Annotated in this window: 21 protein-coding genes and 1 pseudogene; 7 read left to right on the top strand and 15 right to left on the bottom strand. The window is 68.0% G+C overall.

What is annotated here, in order from left to right:
- Positions 1-40: 40 nt before the first annotated feature.
- The 6 genes from V1Y59_RS18680 to V1Y59_RS18655 are packed head-to-tail and all read right to left on the bottom strand — an operon-like array spanning position 41 to position 6,347.
- Positions 41-760: a sulfite exporter TauE/SafE family protein gene (locus V1Y59_RS18680; protein ID WP_330433431.1), complete on the bottom strand. Its 720-nt coding sequence runs from the start codon at positions 758-760 to the stop codon at positions 41-43.
- Positions 761-798: 38 nt separating this feature from the next.
- Positions 799-1,812, bottom strand: a complete 1,014-nt coding sequence (locus V1Y59_RS18675; RefSeq protein ID WP_330506459.1) for an ABC transporter ATP-binding protein — start codon at positions 1,810-1,812, stop codon at positions 799-801.
- Positions 1,805-2,824 (bottom strand): ABC transporter ATP-binding protein, encoded by a 1,020-nt coding sequence (locus V1Y59_RS18670; protein WP_330506458.1) that lies wholly within the window; start codon positions 2,822-2,824, stop codon positions 1,805-1,807. The genes V1Y59_RS18675 and V1Y59_RS18670 overlap by 8 nt, the downstream gene beginning before the upstream one ends.
- Entirely contained in the window at positions 2,821-3,819 is a 999-nt protein-coding gene (locus V1Y59_RS18665; protein WP_431309223.1) for an ABC transporter permease, read from the bottom strand. The genes V1Y59_RS18670 and V1Y59_RS18665 overlap by 4 nt, the downstream gene beginning before the upstream one ends.
- A gap of 9 nt (positions 3,820-3,828) precedes the next feature.
- Positions 3,829-4,755, bottom strand: coding sequence for an ABC transporter permease (locus tag V1Y59_RS18660; RefSeq protein ID WP_330433434.1), 927 nt, complete (start codon positions 4,753-4,755; stop codon positions 3,829-3,831).
- Between the two features lie 14 nt (positions 4,756-4,769).
- Positions 4,770-6,347: an ABC transporter substrate-binding protein gene (locus V1Y59_RS18655; protein ID WP_330506457.1), complete on the bottom strand. Its 1,578-nt coding sequence runs from the start codon at positions 6,345-6,347 to the stop codon at positions 4,770-4,772.
- 395 nt (positions 6,348-6,742) lie between these two features.
- Here V1Y59_RS18655 and V1Y59_RS18650 point away from each other — a divergent pair, with 395 nt between their 5' ends.
- Positions 6,743-7,747 carry a 2-hydroxyacid dehydrogenase gene (locus V1Y59_RS18650; RefSeq protein ID WP_330506468.1) on the top strand — a complete coding sequence of 335 codons (1,005 nt, stop codon included), beginning with the start codon at positions 6,743-6,745 and terminating at the stop codon, positions 7,745-7,747.
- A gap of 9 nt (positions 7,748-7,756) precedes the next feature.
- Positions 7,757-8,152, top strand: coding sequence for a universal stress protein (locus V1Y59_RS18645; RefSeq protein WP_330433436.1), 396 nt, complete (start codon positions 7,757-7,759; stop codon positions 8,150-8,152).
- A gap of 2 nt (positions 8,153-8,154) precedes the next feature.
- On the opposite strand, the gene V1Y59_RS18640 is transcribed toward V1Y59_RS18645, so the two are convergent.
- Together V1Y59_RS18640 and V1Y59_RS18635 are read right to left on the bottom strand one after the other, a co-directional pair.
- Positions 8,155-9,048, bottom strand: a complete 894-nt coding sequence (locus V1Y59_RS18640; protein ID WP_330506456.1) for a LysR family transcriptional regulator — start codon at positions 9,046-9,048, stop codon at positions 8,155-8,157.
- A gap of 76 nt (positions 9,049-9,124) precedes the next feature.
- Positions 9,125-9,274, bottom strand: coding sequence for a zinc-binding dehydrogenase (locus tag V1Y59_RS18635; RefSeq protein ID WP_330506454.1), 150 nt, complete (start codon positions 9,272-9,274; stop codon positions 9,125-9,127).
- A gap of 19 nt (positions 9,275-9,293) precedes the next feature.
- Here V1Y59_RS18635 and V1Y59_RS18630 point away from each other — a divergent pair, with 19 nt between their 5' ends.
- Positions 9,294-9,449, top strand: a complete 156-nt coding sequence (locus V1Y59_RS18630; protein ID WP_330506453.1) for a hypothetical protein — start codon at positions 9,294-9,296, stop codon at positions 9,447-9,449.
- A 133-nt stretch (positions 9,450-9,582) separates the two neighbouring features.
- Here V1Y59_RS18630 and V1Y59_RS23690 read toward each other — a convergent pair.
- Positions 9,583-9,846 (bottom strand): annotated as a pseudogene (locus V1Y59_RS23690) (alcohol dehydrogenase catalytic domain-containing protein); the annotation flags it as partial.
- A gap of 87 nt (positions 9,847-9,933) precedes the next feature.
- Here V1Y59_RS23690 and V1Y59_RS18625 point away from each other — a divergent pair.
- Positions 9,934-11,187 carry an APC family permease gene (locus V1Y59_RS18625; RefSeq protein ID WP_330506451.1) on the top strand — a complete coding sequence of 418 codons (1,254 nt, stop codon included), beginning with the start codon at positions 9,934-9,936 and terminating at the stop codon, positions 11,185-11,187.
- An 80-nt stretch (positions 11,188-11,267) separates the two neighbouring features.
- Here the strand turns inward: V1Y59_RS18625 and V1Y59_RS18620 are convergent, their stop codons facing one another.
- The 4 genes from V1Y59_RS18620 to V1Y59_RS18605 all read right to left on the bottom strand — a co-directional run bounded on the left by V1Y59_RS18620 (position 11,268) and on the right by V1Y59_RS18605 (position 15,755).
- On the bottom strand, positions 11,268-12,548 hold the full coding sequence (locus tag V1Y59_RS18620; RefSeq protein WP_330506450.1) for a glucarate dehydratase family protein: 1,281 nt from the start codon (positions 12,546-12,548) through the stop codon (positions 11,268-11,270).
- The gene (locus V1Y59_RS18615) at positions 12,548-13,483 is read right to left on the bottom strand and encodes a 5-dehydro-4-deoxyglucarate dehydratase (protein ID WP_330506449.1); all 936 of its coding nucleotides are present in this window, start codon (positions 13,481-13,483) and stop codon (positions 12,548-12,550) included. Before V1Y59_RS18615 ends, V1Y59_RS18620 begins: the two co-directional genes overlap by 1 nt.
- 32 nt (positions 13,484-13,515) lie before the next feature.
- Entirely contained in the window at positions 13,516-15,126 is a 1,611-nt protein-coding gene (locus V1Y59_RS18610; RefSeq protein ID WP_330506448.1) for an aldehyde dehydrogenase (NADP(+)), read from the bottom strand.
- A gap of 203 nt (positions 15,127-15,329) precedes the next feature.
- Positions 15,330-15,755: a DUF309 domain-containing protein gene (locus tag V1Y59_RS18605; RefSeq protein WP_330506447.1), complete on the bottom strand. Its 426-nt coding sequence runs from the start codon at positions 15,753-15,755 to the stop codon at positions 15,330-15,332.
- A 175-nt stretch (positions 15,756-15,930) separates the two neighbouring features.
- Here V1Y59_RS18605 and V1Y59_RS18600 point away from each other — a divergent pair, with 175 nt between their 5' ends.
- The 3 genes from V1Y59_RS18600 to V1Y59_RS18590 all read left to right on the top strand — a co-directional run bounded on the left by V1Y59_RS18600 (position 15,931) and on the right by V1Y59_RS18590 (position 21,270).
- Positions 15,931-19,182: an ATP-binding protein gene (locus V1Y59_RS18600; protein ID WP_330506446.1), complete on the top strand. Its 3,252-nt coding sequence runs from the start codon at positions 15,931-15,933 to the stop codon at positions 19,180-19,182.
- 146 nt (positions 19,183-19,328) lie between these two features.
- The gene (locus V1Y59_RS18595; RefSeq protein ID WP_330506445.1) at positions 19,329-20,864 is read left to right on the top strand and encodes an HNH endonuclease signature motif containing protein; all 1,536 of its coding nucleotides are present in this window, start codon (positions 19,329-19,331) and stop codon (positions 20,862-20,864) included.
- A gap of 13 nt (positions 20,865-20,877) precedes the next feature.
- Complete coding sequence (locus V1Y59_RS18590) at positions 20,878-21,270, top strand: hypothetical protein (protein WP_330506444.1); 393 nt, start codon at positions 20,878-20,880, stop codon at positions 21,268-21,270.
- On the opposite strand, the gene V1Y59_RS18585 is transcribed toward V1Y59_RS18590, so the two are convergent.
- Positions 21,251-21,739 carry a nuclear transport factor 2 family protein gene (locus V1Y59_RS18585; protein WP_330506442.1) on the bottom strand — a complete coding sequence of 163 codons (489 nt, stop codon included), beginning with the start codon at positions 21,737-21,739 and terminating at the stop codon, positions 21,251-21,253. The two genes, V1Y59_RS18590 and V1Y59_RS18585, sit on opposite strands and share 20 nt — an antisense overlap.
- Before the next feature lie 30 nt (positions 21,740-21,769).
- Positions 21,770-22,264 carry an enoyl-CoA hydratase gene (locus V1Y59_RS18580; RefSeq protein WP_330506441.1) on the bottom strand — a complete coding sequence of 165 codons (495 nt, stop codon included), beginning with the start codon at positions 22,262-22,264 and terminating at the stop codon, positions 21,770-21,772.
- Positions 22,265-22,295: the final 31 nt, after the last annotated feature.

Raw genomic sequence — 22,295 nt, 5'->3', positions numbered from 1 at the left:
ATGATGTCCTTTCGGGAAATCCGGTCAGAAGAGAATCAGTTCAGAAGAGGATCTGTTGTCCGATGAGCAGAACCGCGCCGAGTGCGGACACGGTGATGGACGCCGTGCGCAGCCGGTCCTTGTCGAGCACCCGGTTCACCACCCGCGATGCCGCGAAGCCCAGCAGGACGACGGGGATCAATGCCACGAACGTCCGCGCGATGTCGGGGTGCAGGCTGCCCGTGGCGGCCAGCGCGACGAGCGACATGACACTGCCCACCAGGAAGAAGGCGCTCATGTTGCTGCGTACTCGGGCGCCCTCGGCCCCCGAGTAGACCAGCGCCATCGGTGGGCCACCGATCGACGTGGCGGTACCGAGCAGCCCCGACGCCGCACCCGCCGTGGCGAGGTTGCGTCGCAGCGGGGCGGGCCGCCAGCCCAGGGAGGCGAGGATCACCCCACCGAGGACCACCGCGGCCAGCAGTAGCGACAGGCCCTGGGTCGGCAGCCAGACCAGAAGCAGCGCACCGGCGATGGTGCCCGGAATCCGGCCGACGAGCGCCCACCCGGTGCCGCGCAGATCAAGGCTCTGTCGTTCGCGGATCACCACCATCAGGGTCACCACGGTCGCTGACGCGATCAGGGTTCCAGGTAGGAGGGCCGGTTCGATGAGCGCGACGACCGGCGCGGCGAGCATGCCCATCCCGAATCCGATGGACGCCTGCATACACGACGCCGCGAACACCGAGACGGCGATGATCGCGAAACCCACTGCACTCATTTCCCTACATTCATTTGACTGCACTCACAGCGCTTCGCTCATGCCACCGCCGGAATGCCCAGCGTGACCCGACCCCGCGGGTGATAGCACTCCGCGATGTGACCGGTCTCCGCCGCGTCGACGGCCGTCGGCGGCACCGCGGTCGCGCAGACGTCGGTGGCGTGCGCACAGCGGGTGCGGAAACGGCACCCCGACGGCGGGTTGAGCGGCGACGGCACCTCGCCGCTGAGCAGGATGCGCTCACGGCGCTGCTCGGCGTCCAGCGTGGGTGCCGCCGACATCAACGCTTCGGTGTACGGGTGTGCGGGATGGTCGAATACCGCTTCGGTACTGCCGGTTTCGACGATGCGGCCCAGATACATCACGGCGACCCGGTCGGCGACGTGACGCACCACCGACAGGTCATGGGAGATGAAGATGTAGGACAGGTCCAGCTCCTGCTGCAGGTCGTTGAGCAGATTGAGCACCTGCGCCTGCACCGACAGGTCGAGGGCCGACACCGGCTCGTCGCAGATGATGACCTCCGGGTTGAGCGCGAGCGCCCGCGCGATGCCGAGCCGCTGACGCTGGCCGCCGGAGAACTCCTGCGGGCTGCGGTGCTCGTCGCTGGGCCGCAGGCCGACCAGATGCAGGAGTTCCCGCACCCGGGCCGCGCGGTCGCGTTTACGCGGATACAGATCCTTGTGGGTGCGCCACGGCTCGCCGATGATCTCCGCCGCAGTCATCCGGTTGTTCAGGGACGCATACGGATCCTGGAACACCATCTGCACCTTGCGGCGCAGCGCCAGCAGATCTTTGCCCTTCAGCCCGTACGGGTCGGTGCCGTCCCACCGCACGGTGCCGTCGTCGGGCCGCTCCAGCATCATCAACGTGCGTGCGAGGGTCGATTTGCCGCAACCGGATTCGCCGACGAGGCCCAGGGTCTCGCCGCGGCGCAGGTCGAGGTCGATGCCGTCGAGGGCGCGTAGTTGCTTGCGTCCGGACTTCCCGGACACGGTGAACGTCTTCCCGACGTCGCGGACCTCGAGAACCTGGTCAGTGGTGTCAGACATTGGGTGTCTCCTCCGAGAAATGGCAGGCGGCCTTCCGGTCGTCACCGACGACGTCGAGGACGGGTCGTTCCTGTACGCAGCGGGCGCGGGCCAACGGGCACCGGGCCTGATAGACGCAGCCGGACGGGATCGAGTGCAGATCCGGCGGCGTGCCCCCGATGGACTTGAGGTCGGCACCGCGTTCGGCGCTCACCGGCACCGAATCGAGCAGGCCCTTGGTGTAGGGGTGGCGCGGGTTGCCGAAGACCTCGTCCACGGATCCCGTCTCGACCACGTTGCCGGCGTACATGATCGCGACCCGGTCGGCCTGTTCGGCGACCAGCGCGAGGTCGTGGGTGATCAGTACGACGGCCATGTCGTGCTCTTCCCGTAGCCGCTTGAGCAGTTCCATGATCTGGGCCTGCACCGTGACGTCGAGGGCGGTGGTCGGTTCGTCGGCCAGCAGCACGGTGGGGCTCAGCGCGACGGCCATCGCGATCAGGAGACGCTGACGCATGCCGCCGGAGAACTGGTGCGGGTACGAATCCGCCCGGGATTCCGGTTCGGGGATGCCGACGTGTCGCATCAGTTCGATGGCTTCGCGCCGCGCCTTCTTGCGTGACATCTTGCGGTGGATGCGGAACGGCTCGGCGAGCTGGGTGCCGACGGTGTAGACGGGGTTGAGCGCGGTCAGGGCGTCCTGGAAGACGATGGCCAGTTCGGTGCCGGCGAGTTCGCGTCGGACCGAGTCCTTCGCGGTCACCAGGTCCACGTCGTCGAGGACGATGGACCCGTCGGTGACCGATGCGATCGGCTCGAGCAGCCCGACGAGCGCCTGAGCGGTCATCGACTTGCCGCAGCCCGATTCGCCCAGCAACGCAAGGGTTTCGCCGCGGCGTGCCAGGAACGACACGTGGTCGACGGCGCGAACGGTGCCGGAGGGTGTACGGAGGTCGACGGTCAGATCGGACACGTCGAGGGCGACCCGGCCGTCGGTGCCGGCGTCGGAGCGGTCGAGGATGGGGGCGCTCATCGCACAGCCTTTCGTGAGGAGAAGAAGCGCTTGCGCGCCTTCGGGGTTGTCAGTCGCCACCGCTGGCCGGGGTCGGTCGCGATACGTGCCCAGGAGGCCAGAATGGTCGCCGACACGGTGGTGATCACGATGGCCAGGCCGGGGAAGAACGACAGCCACCACGCGGTCTGCAGGTAGGTGCGTCCCTGCGACACCATCAGACCCCAGCTGATGTCGGGCGGCTGGATGCCGATGCCCAGGAACGACAGCGACGATTCGGCGAGCATCACGTAGCAGAAGTCGAGGGTCGCCACGGTCAGCAGGGTCGGGAGCAGGATGGGCAGCACGTGGCCGCGCAGGATCGCGTTGCTGCTGGCACCGAAAGTGCGTGCGGCGTCCACGAACACCCGGCTCTGCAGTTCGGCCGACTCGGCACGGGCGGTCCGCAGGTAGATGGGGATACGGGTGATCGCCAGCACCGCGACGATGTTGGCGGCACTCGGGTTGAACACGTAGAGGATGACGACCGCGAGCAGCAGCGACGGGAAGCTCATGATGACGTCGGCGACACGCATCGCGGTGGTTTCTCGCCATCCGCGGTGATAGCCCGCCCACATGCCGATGGCGGAACCGACGATGCAGGAGATGATCACCGCCGGCAGCGACACCAACAGGGTGGTCTGGCAGGCGACGACGAGCCGGGCGAGCATGCTGCGGCCGAGCGGGTCGGTGCCGAGGATGTTCATCCAGCCGGTGTCCAGACTGAACGGCGGCAGGTTCGATTCGTCGAGGTTCTGCTCGGTGGCCGCATCCCCGACGAGCCAGGGACCGAACGCGGCGACGAGCAGGATGAACAGCAGGATGCCGGCGGCGACGGTGGCGAACTTGTCGCGGAACAGCAAGCGCCACATCGGCAGCTGGCCGGACGGCGCCTTCTTCCGGGCGACGGAGTCACCCATCGGGTCGGTCGACGCGACGGGGCTGGTGGCGTCCAGGGGTTCGGTGGCGAGGGACATCGGAGCTCCTTAAACCGTGGCCTTGTCGCGAACTCGCGGGTCGAGCAGGGCGAGCCCGGCGTCGATCACGATGTTCAGGATGAAGATGCTGACGGCGGTCAACAGCACGGCGGCCTGGAGAACCGCGAAGTCGCGCTGCAGGATCGAATCGATCATCAGTTTGCCGATGCCGGGCCAGCCGAAGATGGCCTCGACGATGACCGCGCCGTTGATGAGTCCGACGGCGAGATCACCGGCGACGGTCAGCGCCGGGGCGGCGGCGTTGCGCAGGGCGTGGTGGGTGACGACCCGCAGATCGCCGGCGCCCTTGCTGCGGGCGACCTTCACATACGGCGCCGACAACGCCGACACCATCGCTCCGCGCACCACCTGGGTGAGCACGCCGAGGGGCCGGATCATCAGGGTGGCGATTGGCAGGACCCACGCCAGCACTCCGCCGGTACCCGAGGTGGGGAGCCAGCCCAACACGACGGCGAAGATCCAGATACCGGTGATGGCGAACCAGAAGTCGGGGACGCTGGCGGCGGTCATCGACAGCAGGCTGGAGAAGCGGTCGGCCAGCGAGTTGGGCCGGTAGGCGGCCCAGCAGCCGATGATCACCGAACCGAGGACCGACAGCAGCAAGGTCACGAACGCCAGCTGCAGGGTCGCCGGGAATGCGTTGAGCGCCATGCTCGCCGCTTCCTGACCGGTCTTGAGCGACTCACCGAAGTCGAGGTGGATGACCCCGGACAGGTAGTCGAACATCTGCTGCCAGATCGGCTTGTCGAGGCCGTTGGCGGCGGCGAACTCGGCGCGCTGCTCCGGGGTCGCGGAGACCGGCAGATACAGATTGGTGGGGTCGCCGGTGAGTCGGGCCATGAAGAAGACGCCGAAGAGCACGATGATCAGCGGGATCAGGCTGGTGATCATCCGGCGCCGGAGAAAGGTGAGCATCGGTTGCCTCGGTTTCAGTCGTTGCTGGCTGTCGCGTGGGTCATGTCGGCCAGCCGCATCTCGTCGCCGGTGGCCGAATTGGGCTCGTAGGCAACCTTGTTCGACTTGGCGAGCACGGCCTGCATGTGTGCGATGTAGGCGTACTGGCGGATCTGGGTCGGCTCGTCGGCGAGTACCTTCGCGAGCGCGTCCTGGCGGGCCTGCCCGGTGAGGGCTTCCGCGGCGAGGATCTCCTCGTCGTATTCCGCTGTGCCGTAGGTGCTCTGGTAGCCGTCGGACAGCATGTACTGATCCAGGGTGAACTGGGTGTCACCGGCCTGGTTGCCGTGCATGATCATCAGCAGCACCGGCCCGGAACCCGGCACGAACGGCCGGGTCTGATACTGCATCTGACCCGATGTGTCCATCATCCGGATGTCGACGTTCAATCCGGCCTGGCTGAGCGTGTACTGGATGTTCTCGATCGTCTCGTTGATCTTCGGGAACTGCCCCGTACGGCCGATCAGGTTGATGGTGCGGTCGACCGGCACACCGTCGGCGCGAGCCTCGTCGACCAGCTGCTTCGCCCGGGCGAGATCGTAGGGTGTGGGCTCGATCTGCTCGTTGTATCCGACGATGCCCGGTCCGACGAGCTGCCCCGCCGGGGTGCCGAGGCCCTGGAACAGGGCGTCGACGATGCCTTCGCGGTTGATGGAGAGATCGATGGCCTCCCGCACGCGGTAGTCGTCGAGCGGGGCGTCGTAGGCCTGAATCCGCAGCGCGGTGGTCTCGTTGTTGACGTAGGCGGTGCCGAGGTCGCCGGCGCCGTCCTCGGGTCCCAGCGACGTGGCGAGGTCCGCCTCGTCGTTGGTCACCATGGCCGCGCGCACGCTGCCCTCGGTGCGCCACTGGTAGATGGCACGGGAGTACTCGGGTGCCTCGCCGTGATGGTTCGGATTGGCCTTCAACGCGATCCGCTGGCCGGAGTCCCAGAAGTCGACCATGTAGGGCCCGGTTCCGACCGGCTCACGGACCTTGCCGGAGTCGTCGGTGGTGCGCGGCACGATCTCGATGAACGACAGTCGCAGCGGGAGAATCGGGTCGGGGGTCGCGGTGCGCACCTCGAGGGTGTTCTGGTCGACGACGGTGACCTGACGTTCGCTGTCGTCGAAGACGTACCCGTTGACGTCGCAGCCGATGGCGCCGTTGAAGGTGCGGTTGATGGAGAAGGCGGCGTCCTCGGCGGTGAAGGCGGTGCCGTCGCTGAACTCGATGTCCTGCGCGGTACGGAAGCGCCATACGTTCGGGTCCACCTGCTCCCACGAGGTGGCGAGGCTGGGCTGCAGGTCGCCGGAGTCGGGATCGCGCTCGATGAGCGGTTCGGTGATGTTGGACCGCACGACGACACCGGTCGCGGTGAGCGAGGCATCGCACGGCTCGAGCGTCGGCGGTTCCTGTGGGAGGACGATGCGGAGGGTGTCGGGGCTGGCGCTCTCGCTCTGCGTCGTGTTGGCCACACTGCAACCGCTGACAGCCAGTACGGCCGCCGCGGAGGCGGCCAGTGCACCGACGAGTCGGCGGCGCTTCGGGGATCGCAGAACTGCGATCTGCATGGGAACCTCCGATGAACAAAGAGTGCGAGTGACCTCGCTGGGCTGCACCGCTGTCTGTGACGGTAGACACACGCTAAGAGCGCCCGTCGTCGAACGTCAACATGGCAAAACCGCAGGAAACAGCGTTTTTGGCGGTGTACTCGCCGGTATTCAAGACGCCTCGTCGACCACCCGAGAGCCGCGAAACGGGCCCTGACCTGTCGGTTCTCGACCCGACGTTGCCGCCGTCGAATCAAGAGGCTAACCATCCATACAGGTTGGGTATCGATCCATGTTATTTACGTGTTGGACGGGCGACTCGGCCCCCTCTTACCGTGGAAACATCCAGCGCAGGGCCGTCGACGGCCCCGACCGGTCGAGGAGGACCGATGGCCGACAGCCTCACCACCACCGCTATGACACCCGAAGTCGATGGGGGTCAAGCTGATTCGTCGACGACGAACAGCGTGTTGCGGGTCGGCCCACTGAAGCCCTCGCTCGAGGAGACACTCACCGCCACGTATGGTGCCGAACGACTGCCGGACGGCGCCGCACGCGCGAGCTTCCTGTCCGAGCATGGCGGCGGTGTGCGGGTGGTGGTGACGTCGGGACGCACCGGGGTCGACGCCGAACTGATGGATCAGCTGCCCGGCCTCGGCGCGATCGTGCACTTCGGCGTCGGTTACGACACCACCGACGTCGACCGCGCCACCGAACTCGGTATCGGCGTCAGCAACACCCCCGACGTACTCACCGACTGCGTGGCCGACACCGCCGTCGGGCTCGTTCTCGACACGATGCGCGGTTTCACCGCCGCCGACCGGTTCGTTCGGGCGGGGCGCTGGCCGGTCGAGGGCAACGTACCGCTGACGCGCAAGGTCTCGGGTGCCGCCGTGGGCATCCTCGGTCTCGGCCGCATCGGTTCGGCCATCGCCCACCGGCTCAACGCATTCGGCTGCCGCATCGCCTACCACAACCGCCGAGAGGTTGCCGGTTCGCCGTATCGCTACGCGGAATCACCGGCCGAACTGGCGGCCACCGTCGACGTCCTGATCGTCGCGGCCGCCGGCGGTTCGGCCACCCGCCATCTCGTCGATCGCGACGTGCTGGAGTCACTGGGCCCCAACGGTTTTCTCGTCAACGTCGCCCGCGGCAGTGTCGTCGACGAGGCGGCGCTCGTCGAGCTGCTTGCGGCCGGCCGCCTCGCCGGTGCCGGCCTCGACGTGTTCGCCCGGGAACCGCAGGTGCCCGCCGAGCTGATCGAGATGGACAACGTGGTCCTGCTTCCCCACCTCGCGAGCGGGACCGTCGAGACCCGCGCCGCGATGGAGGCATTGACGCTGGAGAACCTCGACACCTTCCTCCGCACCGGCGACCTCGTCACCCCGGTCGTCTCACCAGCCCCTGCCCGACGCCGTTAAGGAAGCACGATGACCGTCATCCTGAGTTACCAACCCACCCCCGAAGGTCGCGGCGCGCTGCCGTTCGGTTTCGCCGAGGCTCGGATGCGGGCCACCGACGTGATCGTGGTCGCCGACGGTGACAGCGCGTCGTCACCCGACCTCGTCGTCGACCTCGAGAAGGCCCGCGAGACAGCAGGAGCCGCGGACGTCGCGTACAAGGTGCTGGAGAACGACCAGAGTCTGTCGCATGCCGACCAGCTCATCGACGCGTCCTACGACGAGGACGCCGAGCTACTGGTGATCGGGCAGAAGCGCCGTTCCCCCGTCGGCAAGCTCCTCACCGGCAGTGTCGTCCAGCGTGTGCTGCTCGACGCGCAGTGCCCCGTGGTGGCCGTCAAGCCGCCCGTTCGCGCCGCCGTCTGATCTCAGATCCACTCACGTTCCGGCAGAACGTCTCTCATGAGACGCGCCAGGGCCGGATTCGTGTTGTCACTGCGCCACGCGACGTTCATCTGCACCGGTCGGTCGCGGATCGCGGTCACCTCTTTGAACACCACGCCGTCGGGGTGCATGGTCATCGCCGACTCGGGCACCAGCGCCATCCCTAGACCGGAATGCACGAGCACCAGCATGGTGTGGACCTGGGTGACGTACTGGACGTAGCGCGGTGAGGCACCCACCGCGGTGAAGGTGCTGATCAGGAGTTCGTTGAAGTATCGGGCGTCGACCGGCGAGTACATGATGACCGCCTGACCGTCGAAGTCCTCGATCGCCATGTGTTCGACGTCGGTGAGCGGGTGGTCGGCCGGCAGCGCCGCGACCATCCGTTCGTGGAACAGTGGCCGCGACGAGATCCCGGGCCGCGAGATCGGTGGGCGCACGATGCCCAAATCCAGATCGCCGCCTGCCAGGGCTTCCACCTGCGCCGCCGTCACCATCTCCCGCAGCACGAGTTGCACATCGGGCAGGCGCTCGCGGGCCCGCTGCATCAGTCGCGGCAGCACCGCACGGGCCGACGCCCCGGTGAAACCGATGTTGACCGAGCCGAGGTCCCCGGCCGGCACACGCCGCACAGTGAGCTCGGCGCTCTCGGCGAGCGCGACGATGCGGCGGGCGTCGGGCAGGAAGGCCGATCCGGCCGCGGTCAGTGACACCGCGCGGCTGCTACGTTCGATCAGCTGCACCCCGAGCTCGTGCTCGAGTTGCTGGATCTGCCTGCTCAGCGGTGGTTGGGTCATGTGCAGCCGTTCGGCGGCACGGCCGAAGTGCAGCTCTTCGGCGACAGCGATGAAGCAGGAGAGGCGCGACAAGGAGAACATCGATCCACTTTCGGTATCACGACGTTGATGCTGGGCGGGTTCGTAGATCACGCTAGCCCACCGATGCCGCCGGCCGTCAGATGTTCAGGTCGATCACCAATTTCGCCTGCGGATGGGCGGTTTCCATGTAGTCGATCGCGGCCGGGACGTCCGCGAGGGGGTAGGTCCGATCGATCGCGGGCCGGACCTGACCCGATTCGATCAGCCGGATCAGTTCGGCGAACATCGTCTGATCCGGACGAGCGTTGGGGAACTCCACCGTCGACGTTGCGGGTGCTGCACACGCCGGTGCCGTGCGCGCCGCGCGCGACACCGATCTGGACGGCGAACGTGCCGACGCCGCCGGACGCCCCGATGACGAGCAACCGTTGGCCCGGCCGGACGGGGGCGAGCGCAAGTAGTGCAGTGGTGCCGGCGAGGGGTACGGCCGCCGCCTGTGCGAACGAGAGATTCGACGGCTTGGGGGCGACGGCGGACCGGTTGGCGCACACGTATTCGGCGAAGGCGCCCGTCGGACTCCCCGAAGACCTCGTCGCCCGCTGCCAGGTCCCTCACCTCGGCTCCGACGGCCTCGACCGTGCCGGCGAAGTCCGTTCCGCGAACCCGTGCTGTCGGGGCGTGCCGGCCGAAGTGTGCCCGGTCCAGGCGGGCGATGCGTGGATCGCCGCGCATCAGGTGCCAGTCGCGTGCGTTCACCGACGCGGCCGCGACCTTGACGAGGACTTCGTCGGCGGCGGGTTCCGGGCGTGGGACGTCGGCGAGCGCAAGCGTTTCCGGTCCACCGTAGCGATCCTGCACGATTGCCTTCACATGCCGAACGTATCCGTCGGCGGCTGTCGGGACATCGGGGGAAACCCTTAACTTTCATCTATTAGGGTCGCAGTCGTGACGCACTCCGATGGCGCGGCCGATGGGGAACTCGCTCGACGACTCGGTGTCGGTGATGCGGTGACCATCGGACTGGGGTCCATGTTGGGGGCCGGTATCTTCGCGGCGCTCGGACCGGCCGCCGACGCCGCCGGGTCGGGCCTGCTGATCGGTCTCGCGATCGCCGCGGTGGTCGCCTACTGCAATGCGACGTCGTCGGCGCGACTTGCCGCGCTGTACCCGGTGTCCGGTGGCACGTACGTGTACGGCCGCGAACGTCTCGGCGAGGTGTGGGGCTATCTCGCCGGTTGGTGCTTCGTCGTCGGCAAGATCGCGTCATGCGCGGCGATGGCGCTGACCGTGGGTGTCTACCTGTGGCCCGAGTACGCGCACGCGGTTGCCGTCGCAGCGGTCGTCGGGGTGACCGCGGTCAACTACCGCGGCATCCAGAAGTCGGCGCTGGTCACCCGCGTGATCGTCGCGGTGGTCCTCGCGGTGCTCGCAGCGGTCGTCGTCGCCGCCGTGGCCTCGACCCCCGACGATGCGGCGGACAACCTCGGCATCGGCTCCGACGCGTCGGTGTACGGGGTGCTGCAGGCGGCGGGGCTGCTGTTCTTCGCGTTCGCGGGGTATGCGCGGATCGCCACCCTCGGCGAGGAGGTCCGCGATCCGGCGCGCACCATCGGACGCGCGATCCCCACGGCGCTGGGCATCGTCCTGCTCGCCTACGTGGCCGTCGCCGTGGCCGCTCTCGCCGTCGTCGGACCGTCCGGCCTGGCCGATGCGACCGCACCCCTGGTCGAAACGGTTCGTGCGGCAGGCGTTCCCGCGTTGGCGCCGGTCGTGCAGATCGGGGCGGCGATCGCCGCGATCGGTTCCCTGCTGGCGATGGTTCTCGGGGTATCCCGCACCACCCTGGCGATGGCGCGCGACGGGCACCTGCCGCGGACGCTGGCCGCGATCCATCCCCGACACCGCGTGCCGCATCACGCCGAGGTCGCCATCGGAGTGGTGGTCGCGATCCTGGCCGCCACCGCCGATGTGCGGGCCGCGATCGGGTTCTCGTCGTTCGGTGTGCTGCTCTACTACGCGATCGCCAACGCGTCGGCGGCGACGTTGAGTCGCGACGAACGCCGGCCGTCGCGGGTCATCACGACGGCGGGTCTGGCCGGCTGCGCAGTGCTCGCGGCGACTTTGCCGATCGGGTCGGTGGTCGCGGGGATCGTCGTCGTCGCGGTGGGTGCGGCGGTGTACTTCATGCGGCGGCGGTGACGAAGATCGGCCGCCTCAGGTCGGGCCGAGGGGAATACGCCCTCGGTGGCTGCCCCAGAGGCTGATTTCAGGCAGTTCCGTCACCACCGCGGGCTGGTGTTCACGAAACTCGGGTCGATCGACTGCATGTAGCCGGTGTCGTCGCGGTCGCGGATGCCGCAGTCGAGATACTGCTGATGCAGCCGCTCGAGCGCAGCTTCGTCGATCTCGACGCCGAGTCCGGGACCCGTCGGGACGGGCACCGCGCCGTCGACGAACCGTAGCGCTCCGGGCTTGACCACGTCTTCGAACTTCCACGGCCAGTGGGTGTCACAGGCATAGGTGAGATTGGGTGTGGCCGCGGCGAGGTGGGTCATCGCCGCCAGGCTGATCCCCAGGTGCGAGTTCGAGTGCATGGACAAGCCCATGCCGAAGGTCTCGCAGATCCCGCCCAGCAGACGGGAGCGTTGCAGACCGCCCCAATAGTGGTGATCCGAGAGCACCACGGACACCGAGTTCTTCAGCACGGCGGGCTTGAGGTGATCGAATGCGACGACACACATGTTGGTCGCGAGCGGCATCTTCGCCTCGGCTGCCACCTCGGCCATGCCGTCGAGGCCGGGGGTCGGGTCCTCGAGGTACTCCACGATCCCGTCGAGTTCGGCCGCCACCCGCACTGACGTGTCGACCGTCCACGCGGCGTTCGGGTCGAGTCGCAGTGGGATGTCAGGGAATTCGGCGTGGAGCGCTTTGATCGCGGCGACCTCTTCGTCGGGCGGGAACACCCCTCCTTTGAGTTTGATGGCGGTGAAGCCGTAGTCGTCGATCATGCGGTGCGCCTGACGGATCAGTCCGTCGGGGTCGATCGCCTCGCCCCACCGGTCGTGCTCGTCGATACCTCCGGTGGCGCCCGGATGCCCGGCCCACTTGTAGAAGAGGTAGGCACTGAACGGCACCGCGGCACGGACAGCTCCGCCGAGCAGGTCGCTGACGGGGCGACCGAGGGTTTTTCCCTGGATGTCGAGGCAGGCCACCTCGAACGGCGAGAACACCCGGTCGGCGGTGCTCGCCGTGGTGATCATACCCGCCACGCCGTCGCCGCCGGTCACCGACAGTTGCGCCACACAGTCGTCGATGATTCGGTGAATGCGGTTGAGGGCGAACACATCCGATCCGATGATCGCGTCTGCGGCCGCCTCCATCCGCGCGATGTGCGCGGTGTCGGCATAGGTCTCGCCGAGGCCGGTCAGTCCGTTGTCGATTTCGATCCGGATGATCGCCCGCAAGGCATACGGCTGGTGGACACCGACGGTGTTCAGCAGCGGCGGGTCGACGAAGGCGACCGGGGTGACCGTGACCCGGCGGATCGTGGACACAGCCATCACGCGGTGGCGTTGACGGCCAACGAGCCCGCGAGCACCGCACGGCCGGCGGCGATGATCTGCTCGAGCTCGGCCTGGTGTTCTGGGGTGGGTGCGACCAACGGCGCACGGACCGGTCCGGCATCGATGCCTTCCAGGGTGACGCCATGCTTGACCAGCGACACCGCGTAGCCGGGTACCTTGTTGCGCAGGCGGACCAGCGGGTGGAAGAAGTCGCGCAGCAGGGCCTCGGCGAGTTCTTCGTTCCCGCTCTCCAGCGAATTGTAGAAGGCGAGAGCGAGTTCCGGCGCGAACGCGAAGGTCGCCGATGAGTAGAGGGTGACGCCGATGGCCCGGTACGCCTGCTGGGTGATCTCCGCGGTTGGCAGACCGTTGAAGAACAAGAACTCCTTGCCGGTACCGACCAGGGACTTCTTGACGGCGATGACGATCCGCGAGACGTTGTCGAGATCGCCGGTGCCGTCCTTGAATCCGATGACGGTGGGCAGCGTGGCGACGGTGACCGCCGAGACCTCGTCGAACACCGCGTTGCCACGGTTGTAGACGATGAGTGGCAGGTCGGTGGCCGCGGCGACGGCTCGCGTGTACTCGGCGAGACCGGCGGCCGGCATGGTCACCAGGTACGGCGGCAGGAGCAGGATGCCGTCGGCACCATTGACTTTCGCGCTGACCGCGAACTCCTTGGCCTGCACGAGCGAACCACCCGCCCCGGCGAACACCGGTACACGTCCGGCGACCGTCTCGACGGTGCGGCGCACGATCTCACCGAACTCGGCCAGGCCGAGCGCGTGGAACTCACCGGTTCCGCAGGCGACGAACACGCCCCCCGGGCCGGCGGCGACGCCGCGCTCGATGTGCTCGACGAGGCGGTCGTAGTCGACCTCTCCGTCATGATCGAAGGGGGTGACGGGGAAGAACAGGACACCGTCGAGCATGGGGACTCCTTGGAAATGGTTGTGCGGGTTGGTCAGTCGCGGGATAGTGCGCCGTCGATGCGGCGCCAGATCTGTTCGGGATTACCGTCGGCGACCGGTGTCGGCAGTAGCGCTGCCGGGACGTCCTGGTAGGCGACGGGCCGGAGGAAACGTTCGATGGCCAGCGAGCCGACCGAGGTGGTGCGGCTGTCGGAGGTGGCCGGGTAGGGGCCGCCGTGCACCATCGCATGACCGACCTCGACACCGGTGGGCCATCCGTTGAAGAGGATGCGCCCGGCCTTGAGCTCGAGTAGTTGGAGCAGTTCGGCGGCGGCGATGTGATCGGTGTCGTCGGCGTGGATGGTCGCGGTGAGCTGGCCCTCCAGCTTCGCGGTCACCTCCTGCACCTGCTCCTGATCGCGGCACTTCACGACGAGGCTGGAGGAGCCGAAGATCTCCTGCTGCAATGTCTCCGACGCCAGGAAGTCGTCGGCGGTGGTGGTGAACAGCGCGGCGCGGCAGGCGTTGGGCGCTGTCGATTCCGCTCCTCGGGCGACCGCCTGCGCGGCGCCGTCGAAGGTCGAGACGCCGTCGGCGTAGGAGGCGGCGATGGTGGGGGTCAGCATCGGCGTCGGCGTGGTCTCGCGCACCGCGTTCGCGGCGGCGTCGACGAAGGTGTCGAGGTCAGGGCTGTCGACGGCGATGACCAGGCCGGGATTGGTGCAGAACTGGCCGGACCCCATGGTGAGCGAGCCGACGAAGGCCTTGCCGAGGTCGGCGGCCTTTGCGGCCAGCACGCCCGGGAGCGGATACACCGGGTTGATGGAGCTCATCTCGGCGTAGACCGGAATGGGCTCCGGCCGCGACGCCGCGGCGCGGACGAGTGCTGTTCCGCCCGAACGGGACCCGGTGAAACCGACGGCCTTGATATTCGGGTCGGTGACCAGTGCGATGCCGAGCTCCGGGCCGCTGCCGTAGAGCAGGGAGAAGGTGCCGGCGGGCATCCCGGTCGAGGCGATGGCGGCGGTGATCGCGCGGCCGACGAGTTCCGAGGTGCCCGGGTGGGCGTCGTGGGCCTTGACGACGACGGGGCAGCCGGCGGCGAGCGCCGAGGCGGTGTCACCACCCGCGACGGAGAACGCGAGCGGGAAGTTGCTGGCGCCGAACACCGCGACCGGACCGAGAGCGATCTTGCGTTGGCGGATGTCGGCGCGCGGCATCGGGGTGCGGTCCGGCTGGGCCGGGTCGATCCGGGCACCGTGCCAGCTGCCCTCGCGCAGCACCGACGCGAACAGCCGCAGCTGGCCGGACGTGCGGCCGACCTCGCCGGTGATCCGCGGAACCGGCAGGCCGGACTCCGCGGTGGCGCGGTCGACCAGGGCATCGACGGCGGCATCGAGATTGTCGGCGATGGTGGTCAGGAACGTGGCCCGATCGGACGACGACGTGTTGCGGTAGACGGCGAACGCCTCGGTCGCCGCCGCCGTGGCCCGCGCGACGTCGGCGGCGGTGCCGTGGGCGTAGGCGGGCTGCAGGCGTTCGTCGGTGGCCGGGTTCACGGCGTGGATGGCATCTCCGGTTCCGGTGACGTGGTCACCGGCGATGATCATCTGGCCGGTCAGTTCCTGCATCGTGTCCGGTCCGGTCCGCTGGGCGGTGGTCATGGGAGGCACCCCTCGAGTCGTCGCTATAGGTGGAGCGGCTCGGGTCGCGTCGGGGATCACTCGACGTGACCTGAGCCATGATTCGACGGTAGGACCGCACATCCATTCATGTCCAAGTCAAATGTCGGCGGTATCGATGCAGCCGGGGCATCGACGGTGGTCACGCGTATGCGGCGATCGCTGGATCGCCAGTCCGCGTCTGATCAGCTCCCGAACCGCTCGTGCGCGCAGTTGCGGATTGCGTCGAGTTGCAGACCGAAGGTCGGCCCTCCGTCCGCGCTGTACTCGGTCAGTCGCTGGGCGCCTCGGTCATAGAGGCGCCGAGCTCCCGTCGCGTTGCCGCGCTCGTGATGGGTGAGTCCGACGCAGAGCTGCGCGAGGCCCTGCCAGAGTGGACGTTCGGCCGGTGGGCAGCTTTTCCAGCGCGTCTCGAACACCTCGTGGGCCGAGAACGGTCGTCCCTCATCGAGTAGTCGTCGGGCGAGCTCGATGGTCTGCTGTGGCGGCAAGGGATCCTCGGGGATCGGCTCGACCCCCTCGGCTCCGTAGGGCAGCGGTCGACCCAAGGCGTCACGCGGCCGCGCCTGACGGGCGCGACCCTCGGAATCGCGGTCACGATGCTGAGTCATGGTGCCACCCGCATGTACTCCACCCTACGTCGCGCGTCCTACTACCGCCGACCGCTGCCGCGGGAGCCTGACCAGGGCTGTAGCGCGGTGAACGGCACGCGCCATCGCCGCTCCGGCGCTAATCTTCGGTCAGTGCGGCCGACGAGATGCGCCGCGTCGGCGAGGAGCGTGAGCGATGTCAGATGACGTCGAGACGACTCCGATCGTCACGCTCACCCTCTCCGGTACCGTGCGGGTCACCGTCGGCGGCGCTCCTGCCGACGTCAAGTCCCGGCGTGGGCGGGCCGTGCTCGCCCGGCTCGCCGCGGCCGATGGTCGCGTCGTCTCCACCGACCGGCTCATCGACGACCTCTGGAACGGCGAACCGCCGCCGAAGGCGCTCGCCGGTCTCCAAGTGCACGTATCCAACCTGCGGCGCATCATCGAGCCCGGCCGCGCTGCGCGGACGCCGGCACGGACCCTGATCAGTGAGCCACCCGGTTACGCGCTGCGACTCCCGCGCGATGCTGTCGATCTGTGGCGCTTCGCCGATCTCGTCACCGCTCCCGCCGTCGATGCCACCGCGACTCATGCACTCCTCGACGAAGCGCTGTCGCTGTGGCAGGGGGAACCGTTCGGCCCGCACGCAGCCGAGGAATGGGCCCGCCCGGAGGTCAGTCGCTACGGCGACCTGTGGCTGGCCGCTGTCGAACGACGCGCGGCGGCGGCTCTCGAACTGGGCCGGCACGCAGAAGTCGCCGCAGATCTTCCCGCGCTGTGCCGGGACCACCCCACGCGCGAAGAATTGTTCCGGCTCCTTGCTCTGGCCCAGTACCGGTTGGGCCGACAAGCCGACGCGCTGCAGACACTTCGGTCGCTACGCGACTACCTGGCCGACGAACTCGGCGTCGACCCCTCTTCGGCGATCCGCGATCTCGAGACAGCCATCCTGCAGCAGGTTCCCTCGCTTGACGCGGCGCCGGTGGTCCCACACACCACACCGCCGGTCACCCCGGAATCCGACGAACCCGACGACGACGTCGTGCGTGCATTCGCCGGACGAGAGACGGAACGGGAGAAACTCGCCGCGCACGCCGACACCGTCCGGCGGACGGGTCTGCGATTGGTGTGGATCACCGCCGAGGCGGGCGGCGGCAAATCCACTCTGGTGCAGACCTTTTGCGGTCGTCTCCGCGCCACCGGGTGGACGGTGGCCGTCGGACACTGCCCTGAGGTCGATGGCGCGCCGACGGCCTGGGCGTGGCGCGAGATCGTCGGCGAGCTCGGGGGCGACAACGAGCTCGAAGACCCTTTCCTCATCGCGCGACAGGTTCGGACATATTGTGACAGAACAGATTCGGGTGTGGTGCTGGCCGTTGACGATGTCCACCGCGCCGACAGTGCCACCCTGCAGGTCCTGCGGCAACTGGCCACCTGGCTCGCCGACCGGTCGGTGTTGATCCTCGCCACGTACCGTCCCTCGGAGGCGACCACCGAACTGCTTGCCTCCGGCGCCGCACTGATCTCGTCGACGGCCGATCACCTCGCCCTGGCCGGGCTTTCCGACGACGGCATACGCGCGCTCGCCGCCGACGCCGGCCTCGACCCGGTGGACGACATCACCCTGACACTGCTGCGCTCTCGGACCGACGGAAACCCGCTGTTCGTCAGGGAACTGGCCAAACTCGTGGCCTCCCGAGGCCCGCGCGATGCGCAGACGGCGGTGCCGACCGGCGTCCGGGACGTGCTGCTACGCCGCGTGGAACGCCTGCCCGACGACACGGTGACGGCGCTGCGACTGCTCGCGGTCTGCGGCCGGTCGGCCGACGTCGACACGTTGATCGCGCTGTGGCCGTCTCCCGACGGGGAGGACGCCGTCCTCGATGCGATCGACACCGCCGTGGTCGCGGGATTGCTGACCGCCGACATCGAACGTGTCCGGTTCCAGCACGTGCTGATGCGGGACGCGGTCTACGATTCCATCCCGACGTTACGCCGACGCCGGCTCCACTGGCGGACGCTCGAGCATCTCCGGTCCCGGACCTCGACGGCGGCAGACGAACTGGCGGTGCATGCCGCACTCGGCGCCACCACCTCCTCCGCCGACGAAGCGCTCGCAGTGGTCGAAAGCGCAGCGCGGCATCGATTCACCGCCGACCTCGCGGGGGACACCGCCCAGCTGTGGCAGCACGCCGTCGACCTGCACGCACTCGCCGGGCATGACCAATCGCCCGACGTCGTCGTGCGCGTGCGGATGGTGCACGCCCTGTGTGACCTCGTCACCGCCCTGGCCCATCGCGGCGAGATATCGGCCGCGCGGGTTCGCCGCGAACAGGCCCTACGATTGGCCGAGAGAGTCGGCGATCCGGCAATCGTGGTGTCGGCCTTGACCTGCTGGCGCACACCGTGGGTGTGGTCGACACGCCAGAAAGGGGTTCCCGACGAGCCGATGACGCGGGCCGTTCTGGATGCCCTACAGACGGCCACCGGCGCCGATCGGGTGCGGCTGCTGATAGCGGCGGTGTTCGAGATTGAAGGCAACGACGATGCCCATGCGATCGCGTGCGCGGACGAGGCAGTCCGATTGACCGACGGCACCGACGACCTCGAATTGCGCTGCGCTGCCCTGAATGCGCGAGTGTTCGTCGCCCTCGGCCCCGACAGCCGCGAGCTGTATCCCGGGCTGGTCGCCGAGTTCCTGCGGGCGGCCCAGGATGCCGGAAGTCGCGAGTACGAGGCGGCGTCACGGTTCTATCTGTTCCTGCTGAAGATGTCGCGGATCGACCTGCCCGGTGCTGTGGAGGAGATGCGCCTGGCGATGCAGAACGCCACCAGCGGCCGGGTCGGGGAGCTCGCCGTCGTGTTCTCGGCCTTCAGTTCGGTCACCGACGTGCTGCGCGGGAACCTCGATGCGGCCGAACGTAAATACGCGACGCTCAGTGCCCAGCTGTCCGCCGCCGGCATGCCCGCGGGTGAGGACTTCGAACTCATCGGGCGGCTGTGTGTCGGCTGGTTTCGTGGGTCTGTCGGGGACATGGTCGAGGATCTCCGGCTGGTGTTCGAACGGGCACCGCAGACGGTGGCGTGGGTGTATGTGGTCGCTCTGCTCGATGCCGGCGACGAGGAACAGGCTCGGTCGATCGCCGAAACCGATCCGTACACCAGCCGGGACTACTACTGGACGACGATCTCGGCGTTCCATGCCCGTGCCCTCGTGCGGCTCGGCATGGCCGATGCGGGGGCGCGCCTCTATCCGGAGTTGCTGCCGTGGTCGGGGACGGTGGTCGGCCTCAACGCGGCGAGCGTCGCCTTCGGTCCGATGGACACGTTGCTCGCCGAACTCGCCGAACTGATCGGCAATCGCGCCGCGGCCGAGCGTCACCGCCGGATCGCAGCCGAGGTCGAATCCAGGGTAGAAGACGCATTGGCGCAGATCAGCGGCTCGTGACGATTCTTGTCGGTGGCCTGTTGTAGCTTGGTATCAACAGGATCGATCAGATGATGACGAGAGTCCGGGCTACCTCTCTGGCAGCCGGGAGATGACGATGACAGCGAGTGTCCTGAGATCATGTCGGATCTCCGGAAGGCTTTGTCGTGCCCACATCATCGTCGTCGTGGCAGGGGTTGCCGTCGACGTATGTCGGTGGCATCGACCCGGCCTACCCCGATGAGGAGCCGCTCAACGATCTGCTCCTCGGCCTCGGCGACATCGATCGTGGACGCTCCTACCTGGCCTATTGCGAATACCGTTCGGTGGCAGTCATGTACGACCGACTCGTCGCCGCACGAGGTGAGTCCGACAAGTTCGTCGTCGATGGTTTCGCCGACGCCGCGGCCCGCATCGCGGGTCTTCGCGGAGTATCGCGCGATCAGGCCGAGAAGCTGCTCAATGAGGCGGTCGCGCTGCGTGACCGTCTGCCGGAGGTTCTCGACTGCCTGCGTGACGGCGTGATTGCGCCGTGGCAGGCGAAGCTCATCGTCTCCCGCACCGACCTCCTCGACGGCCAGTCGGCCACTCCGGAGATCGATGCGACGATCGCTCAGCTGCTCCGATCCCGCAAGGGCACGTGGCCGCGTAAGCGGCTGCGCGACATGGTCGACCGGACAATCTTCCGGTTCGATCCGGACTGCGTTCGCGAGCGACGTCGAGAGGCGCTCGACGAGCGTGGGGTGTGGACCGAGGCCCGTGGCGACGGGGTCGCGGAGATCACCGGGTTGATGGCTGCCGAGAACGTTCGCATCGCCGCTGCCGCGGTCGCCGCACTCGCCGACACGGCCTGCGAGCACGACAAGCGGACGAAGCCGCAACGCATGTCCGACGCCATGTTCGCACTGCTGTCGGGTACGGCGTTCGAGTGCCAGTGCGGCCGCGACGACTGCACCGCGCAGATCCCCGAGCCCAGTACCGTGCCGCCGGTGGACGCCAAGATCGTGTTGCACGTGGTGTGCGACGAGGGCACTCTCGAGGGCCGCGCCGACAACCCGGGCTTCATGGATGGTCACGGCGTGATCTCCGACGAGCACGTCCGTGACATCGCCGCACGGCCCGACACGGTGGTGTCGCGTCTCGTGCCGAAGGGCACCGAACCCGATGCCGACGGTGGTTTCACGCTGCCCGCCCACGGACAGTCTGATTCCTACCGGCCGTCGACGGCGCTGGCGACCCACACGCGCATCCGCGACGGCTACTGCGTCGAACCGGGCTGCGGCCAGAGCGCTTTCACGGGCGACCTGGACCACGTCGACGAGTACGACCACGGTGATCCGGAGTCCGGCGGTCAGACCACCTCGGAGAACCTCAACTCCAAGTGTCGGCCCGGGCATCTGCTGAAGACCTTCGGCGAATGGCTCGATGACCAGTACCGCGACCCCACCGGTCGGCTGGTCACCGAGTTCACCACGCCCGAAGGGCTCACGCTGCCCGGACCCGCGGAGACAAACGAAGACCTGTTCCCCGGCCTGCGGCGCATCCGGTTCCGCGCGCCACCCGCCAAGGCTCCACCGAGAAGCAAAGTCCCCGAAGAGGATCGGCCCACCCGCACAGGCACCCGGGTGGCGGACAAGCATGCCCGGCGCCGGGCGGAGCGATCCCGGAACCGTCGACGCAACGGTGGTCCGGCGCCGTTCTGAGTACCCTGGGCCCATGGCGTCGACCCCGCAGCCCGCGACTCTTACCACTGCCGCCCTGCTGTCCGGCCTGGCGGGATTTCAGACTGCCCTGGCCGCCGGTGCGCCATGGGGTGTCGCCAGTTACGGCGGTGGTCATCGCGGACGACTGCCCGTCGGATTACGACGCACCAGCGGAGTGGCGGCGGTGGTCTACGTGGCCGGCGCCGGCTGCCTCGTCGGGCGTGTCGGCGAGCCGCAGGTCCGACGGAAAGGCTTGGCGGCGTTGACCGGTGTGATGGCGGTCGGCGCGGTGATGAACTCGGTGTCGCGGTCGAAGGTCGAACGGGTCTGGGGTCCGGTGTGCGCGGCGACCGCGCTGGCGGCGTGGCGGGCCCGCGACGAACAGATCAGTCGTCGGGAGTCGTGAACGTCCCGACCCGTACGCGGGCATCGTCGCCGAGGGGCCGTTGGATCGACCAACGTTCGGTGAGGGTGCTCGCCGACATCTTCCACTCGCCGTCCTCGACGATGTACTCGTCGTCGTACTCACCGGTCATCACGGTCTCGGTGCGGTCGAGCAGATTGACCTGGCGGAACTTGAGGGTCCAGCGGCCGGTGGCCGTGGTGTCGGACGTGAGTGTGATGTCAGGGTGCAGCCCGTGGTGCATGTCGAAGATGACGTACTCCCCGTCGACCCGGTGCAACGCCACCTGTTCGAAGATCTGCGCCATCGGTTCGGCATCATCGAATGCGCCGAGCGGCCCGTAGTCGATCCGCGCGCCAGAGCGGATGAAGCAGCTCCGAAAACCTCTGGGGTCCTTGCCGTCACATGAACGCCAGTAGCGGTACTTGAGTTGCTTGACGGCTTCGATGCGGTCGAGGTCCTCGGGGGTCATGCGTTCACAGTAGGCGCAGGTGGTGCTGGCCTACGGGACCACGGTCAGGAACCCGACTCCTCCGTAGGACTGTGGGAGACGCACCGGCTGGTTGATGGCATAGGTTGCCACACTGAACGAGCCCGGACCCGGGCCGGGATTGAGTTCCTTGACGAACTTCTCGCCGGGACGGGGACCGAACGAGACCGGGTGGAACGTCTCTTTGGCGAGTGGGTACTTGGCGCTGATCTGGCTCAGGAAGATCAGGAAGCGGCACTTCGGATCACGCTGCCACCCGGGACCGTTGCCGGTGAACCCGAACGACGTCACCGTCACTCGGATGGTTCCGCTCTTGCCCCGGGGCGCTTCGACTCCGACGTTCAGAGCACCGCGGCAGTAGTCGTGGTCGCCGACAGTACCGAAGTTGTCGCTGTACAGCGGGATTCGGGGAAGTTGAGGTTCCGCCGCAGCATGCCCTGCCCCCACCACCGTGAGTGCGCCCACCACAACTGCGAGCATGGCCACGAACAACTTGCGTGCAATCATCGAGATTCCTTCGTGACGGTACGAGCTGGGC

It is taken from the genome of Gordonia prachuapensis, from assembly GCF_036350515.1.
Classification (GTDB): Bacteria; Actinomycetota; Actinomycetes; order Mycobacteriales; family Mycobacteriaceae; genus Gordonia; species Gordonia prachuapensis.
This window is presented reverse-complemented; position numbering and strand designations above follow the sequence as displayed.

Coding starts and splice junctions, on each gene's coding strand:
- V1Y59_RS18670 (WP_330506458.1), bottom strand. CDS start 2,824: ATGAGCGCCCCCATCCTCGACCGCTCCGACGCCGGCACCGACGGCCGG.
- V1Y59_RS18605 (WP_330506447.1), bottom strand. CDS start 15,755: ATGACTCAGCATCGTGACCGCGATTCCGAGGGTCGCGCCCGTCAGGCG.
- V1Y59_RS18610 (WP_330506448.1), bottom strand. CDS start 15,126: ATGACCACCGCCCAGCGGACCGGACCGGACACGATGCAGGAACTGACC.
- V1Y59_RS18615 (WP_330506449.1), bottom strand. CDS start 13,483: ATGCTCGACGGTGTCCTGTTCTTCCCCGTCACCCCCTTCGATCATGAC.
- V1Y59_RS18635 (WP_330506454.1), bottom strand. CDS start 9,274: ATGTTCGCCGAACTGATCCGGCTGATCGAATCGGGTCAGGTCCGGCCC.
- V1Y59_RS18675 (WP_330506459.1), bottom strand. CDS start 1,812: ATGTCTGACACCACTGACCAGGTTCTCGAGGTCCGCGACGTCGGGAAG.
- V1Y59_RS18660 (WP_330433434.1), bottom strand. CDS start 4,755: ATGCTCACCTTTCTCCGGCGCCGGATGATCACCAGCCTGATCCCGCTG.
- V1Y59_RS18645 (WP_330433436.1), top strand. CDS start 7,757: ATGACCGTCATCCTGAGTTACCAACCCACCCCCGAAGGTCGCGGCGCG.
- V1Y59_RS18590 (WP_330506444.1), top strand. CDS start 20,878: ATGGCGTCGACCCCGCAGCCCGCGACTCTTACCACTGCCGCCCTGCTG.
- V1Y59_RS18640 (WP_330506456.1), bottom strand. CDS start 9,048: ATGTTCTCCTTGTCGCGCCTCTCCTGCTTCATCGCTGTCGCCGAAGAG.
- V1Y59_RS18585 (WP_330506442.1), bottom strand. CDS start 21,739: ATGACCCCCGAGGACCTCGACCGCATCGAAGCCGTCAAGCAACTCAAG.
- V1Y59_RS18650 (WP_330506468.1), top strand. CDS start 6,743: ATGACACCCGAAGTCGATGGGGGTCAAGCTGATTCGTCGACGACGAAC.
- V1Y59_RS18680 (WP_330433431.1), bottom strand. CDS start 760: ATGAGTGCAGTGGGTTTCGCGATCATCGCCGTCTCGGTGTTCGCGGCG.
- V1Y59_RS18665 (WP_431309223.1), bottom strand. CDS start 3,819: ATGTCCCTCGCCACCGAACCCCTGGACGCCACCAGCCCCGTCGCGTCG.
- V1Y59_RS18620 (WP_330506450.1), bottom strand. CDS start 12,548: ATGGCTGTGTCCACGATCCGCCGGGTCACGGTCACCCCGGTCGCCTTC.
- V1Y59_RS18600 (WP_330506446.1), top strand. CDS start 15,931: ATGTCAGATGACGTCGAGACGACTCCGATCGTCACGCTCACCCTCTCC.
- V1Y59_RS18580 (WP_330506441.1), bottom strand. CDS start 22,264: ATGATTGCACGCAAGTTGTTCGTGGCCATGCTCGCAGTTGTGGTGGGC.
- V1Y59_RS18655 (WP_330506457.1), bottom strand. CDS start 6,347: ATGCAGATCGCAGTTCTGCGATCCCCGAAGCGCCGCCGACTCGTCGGT.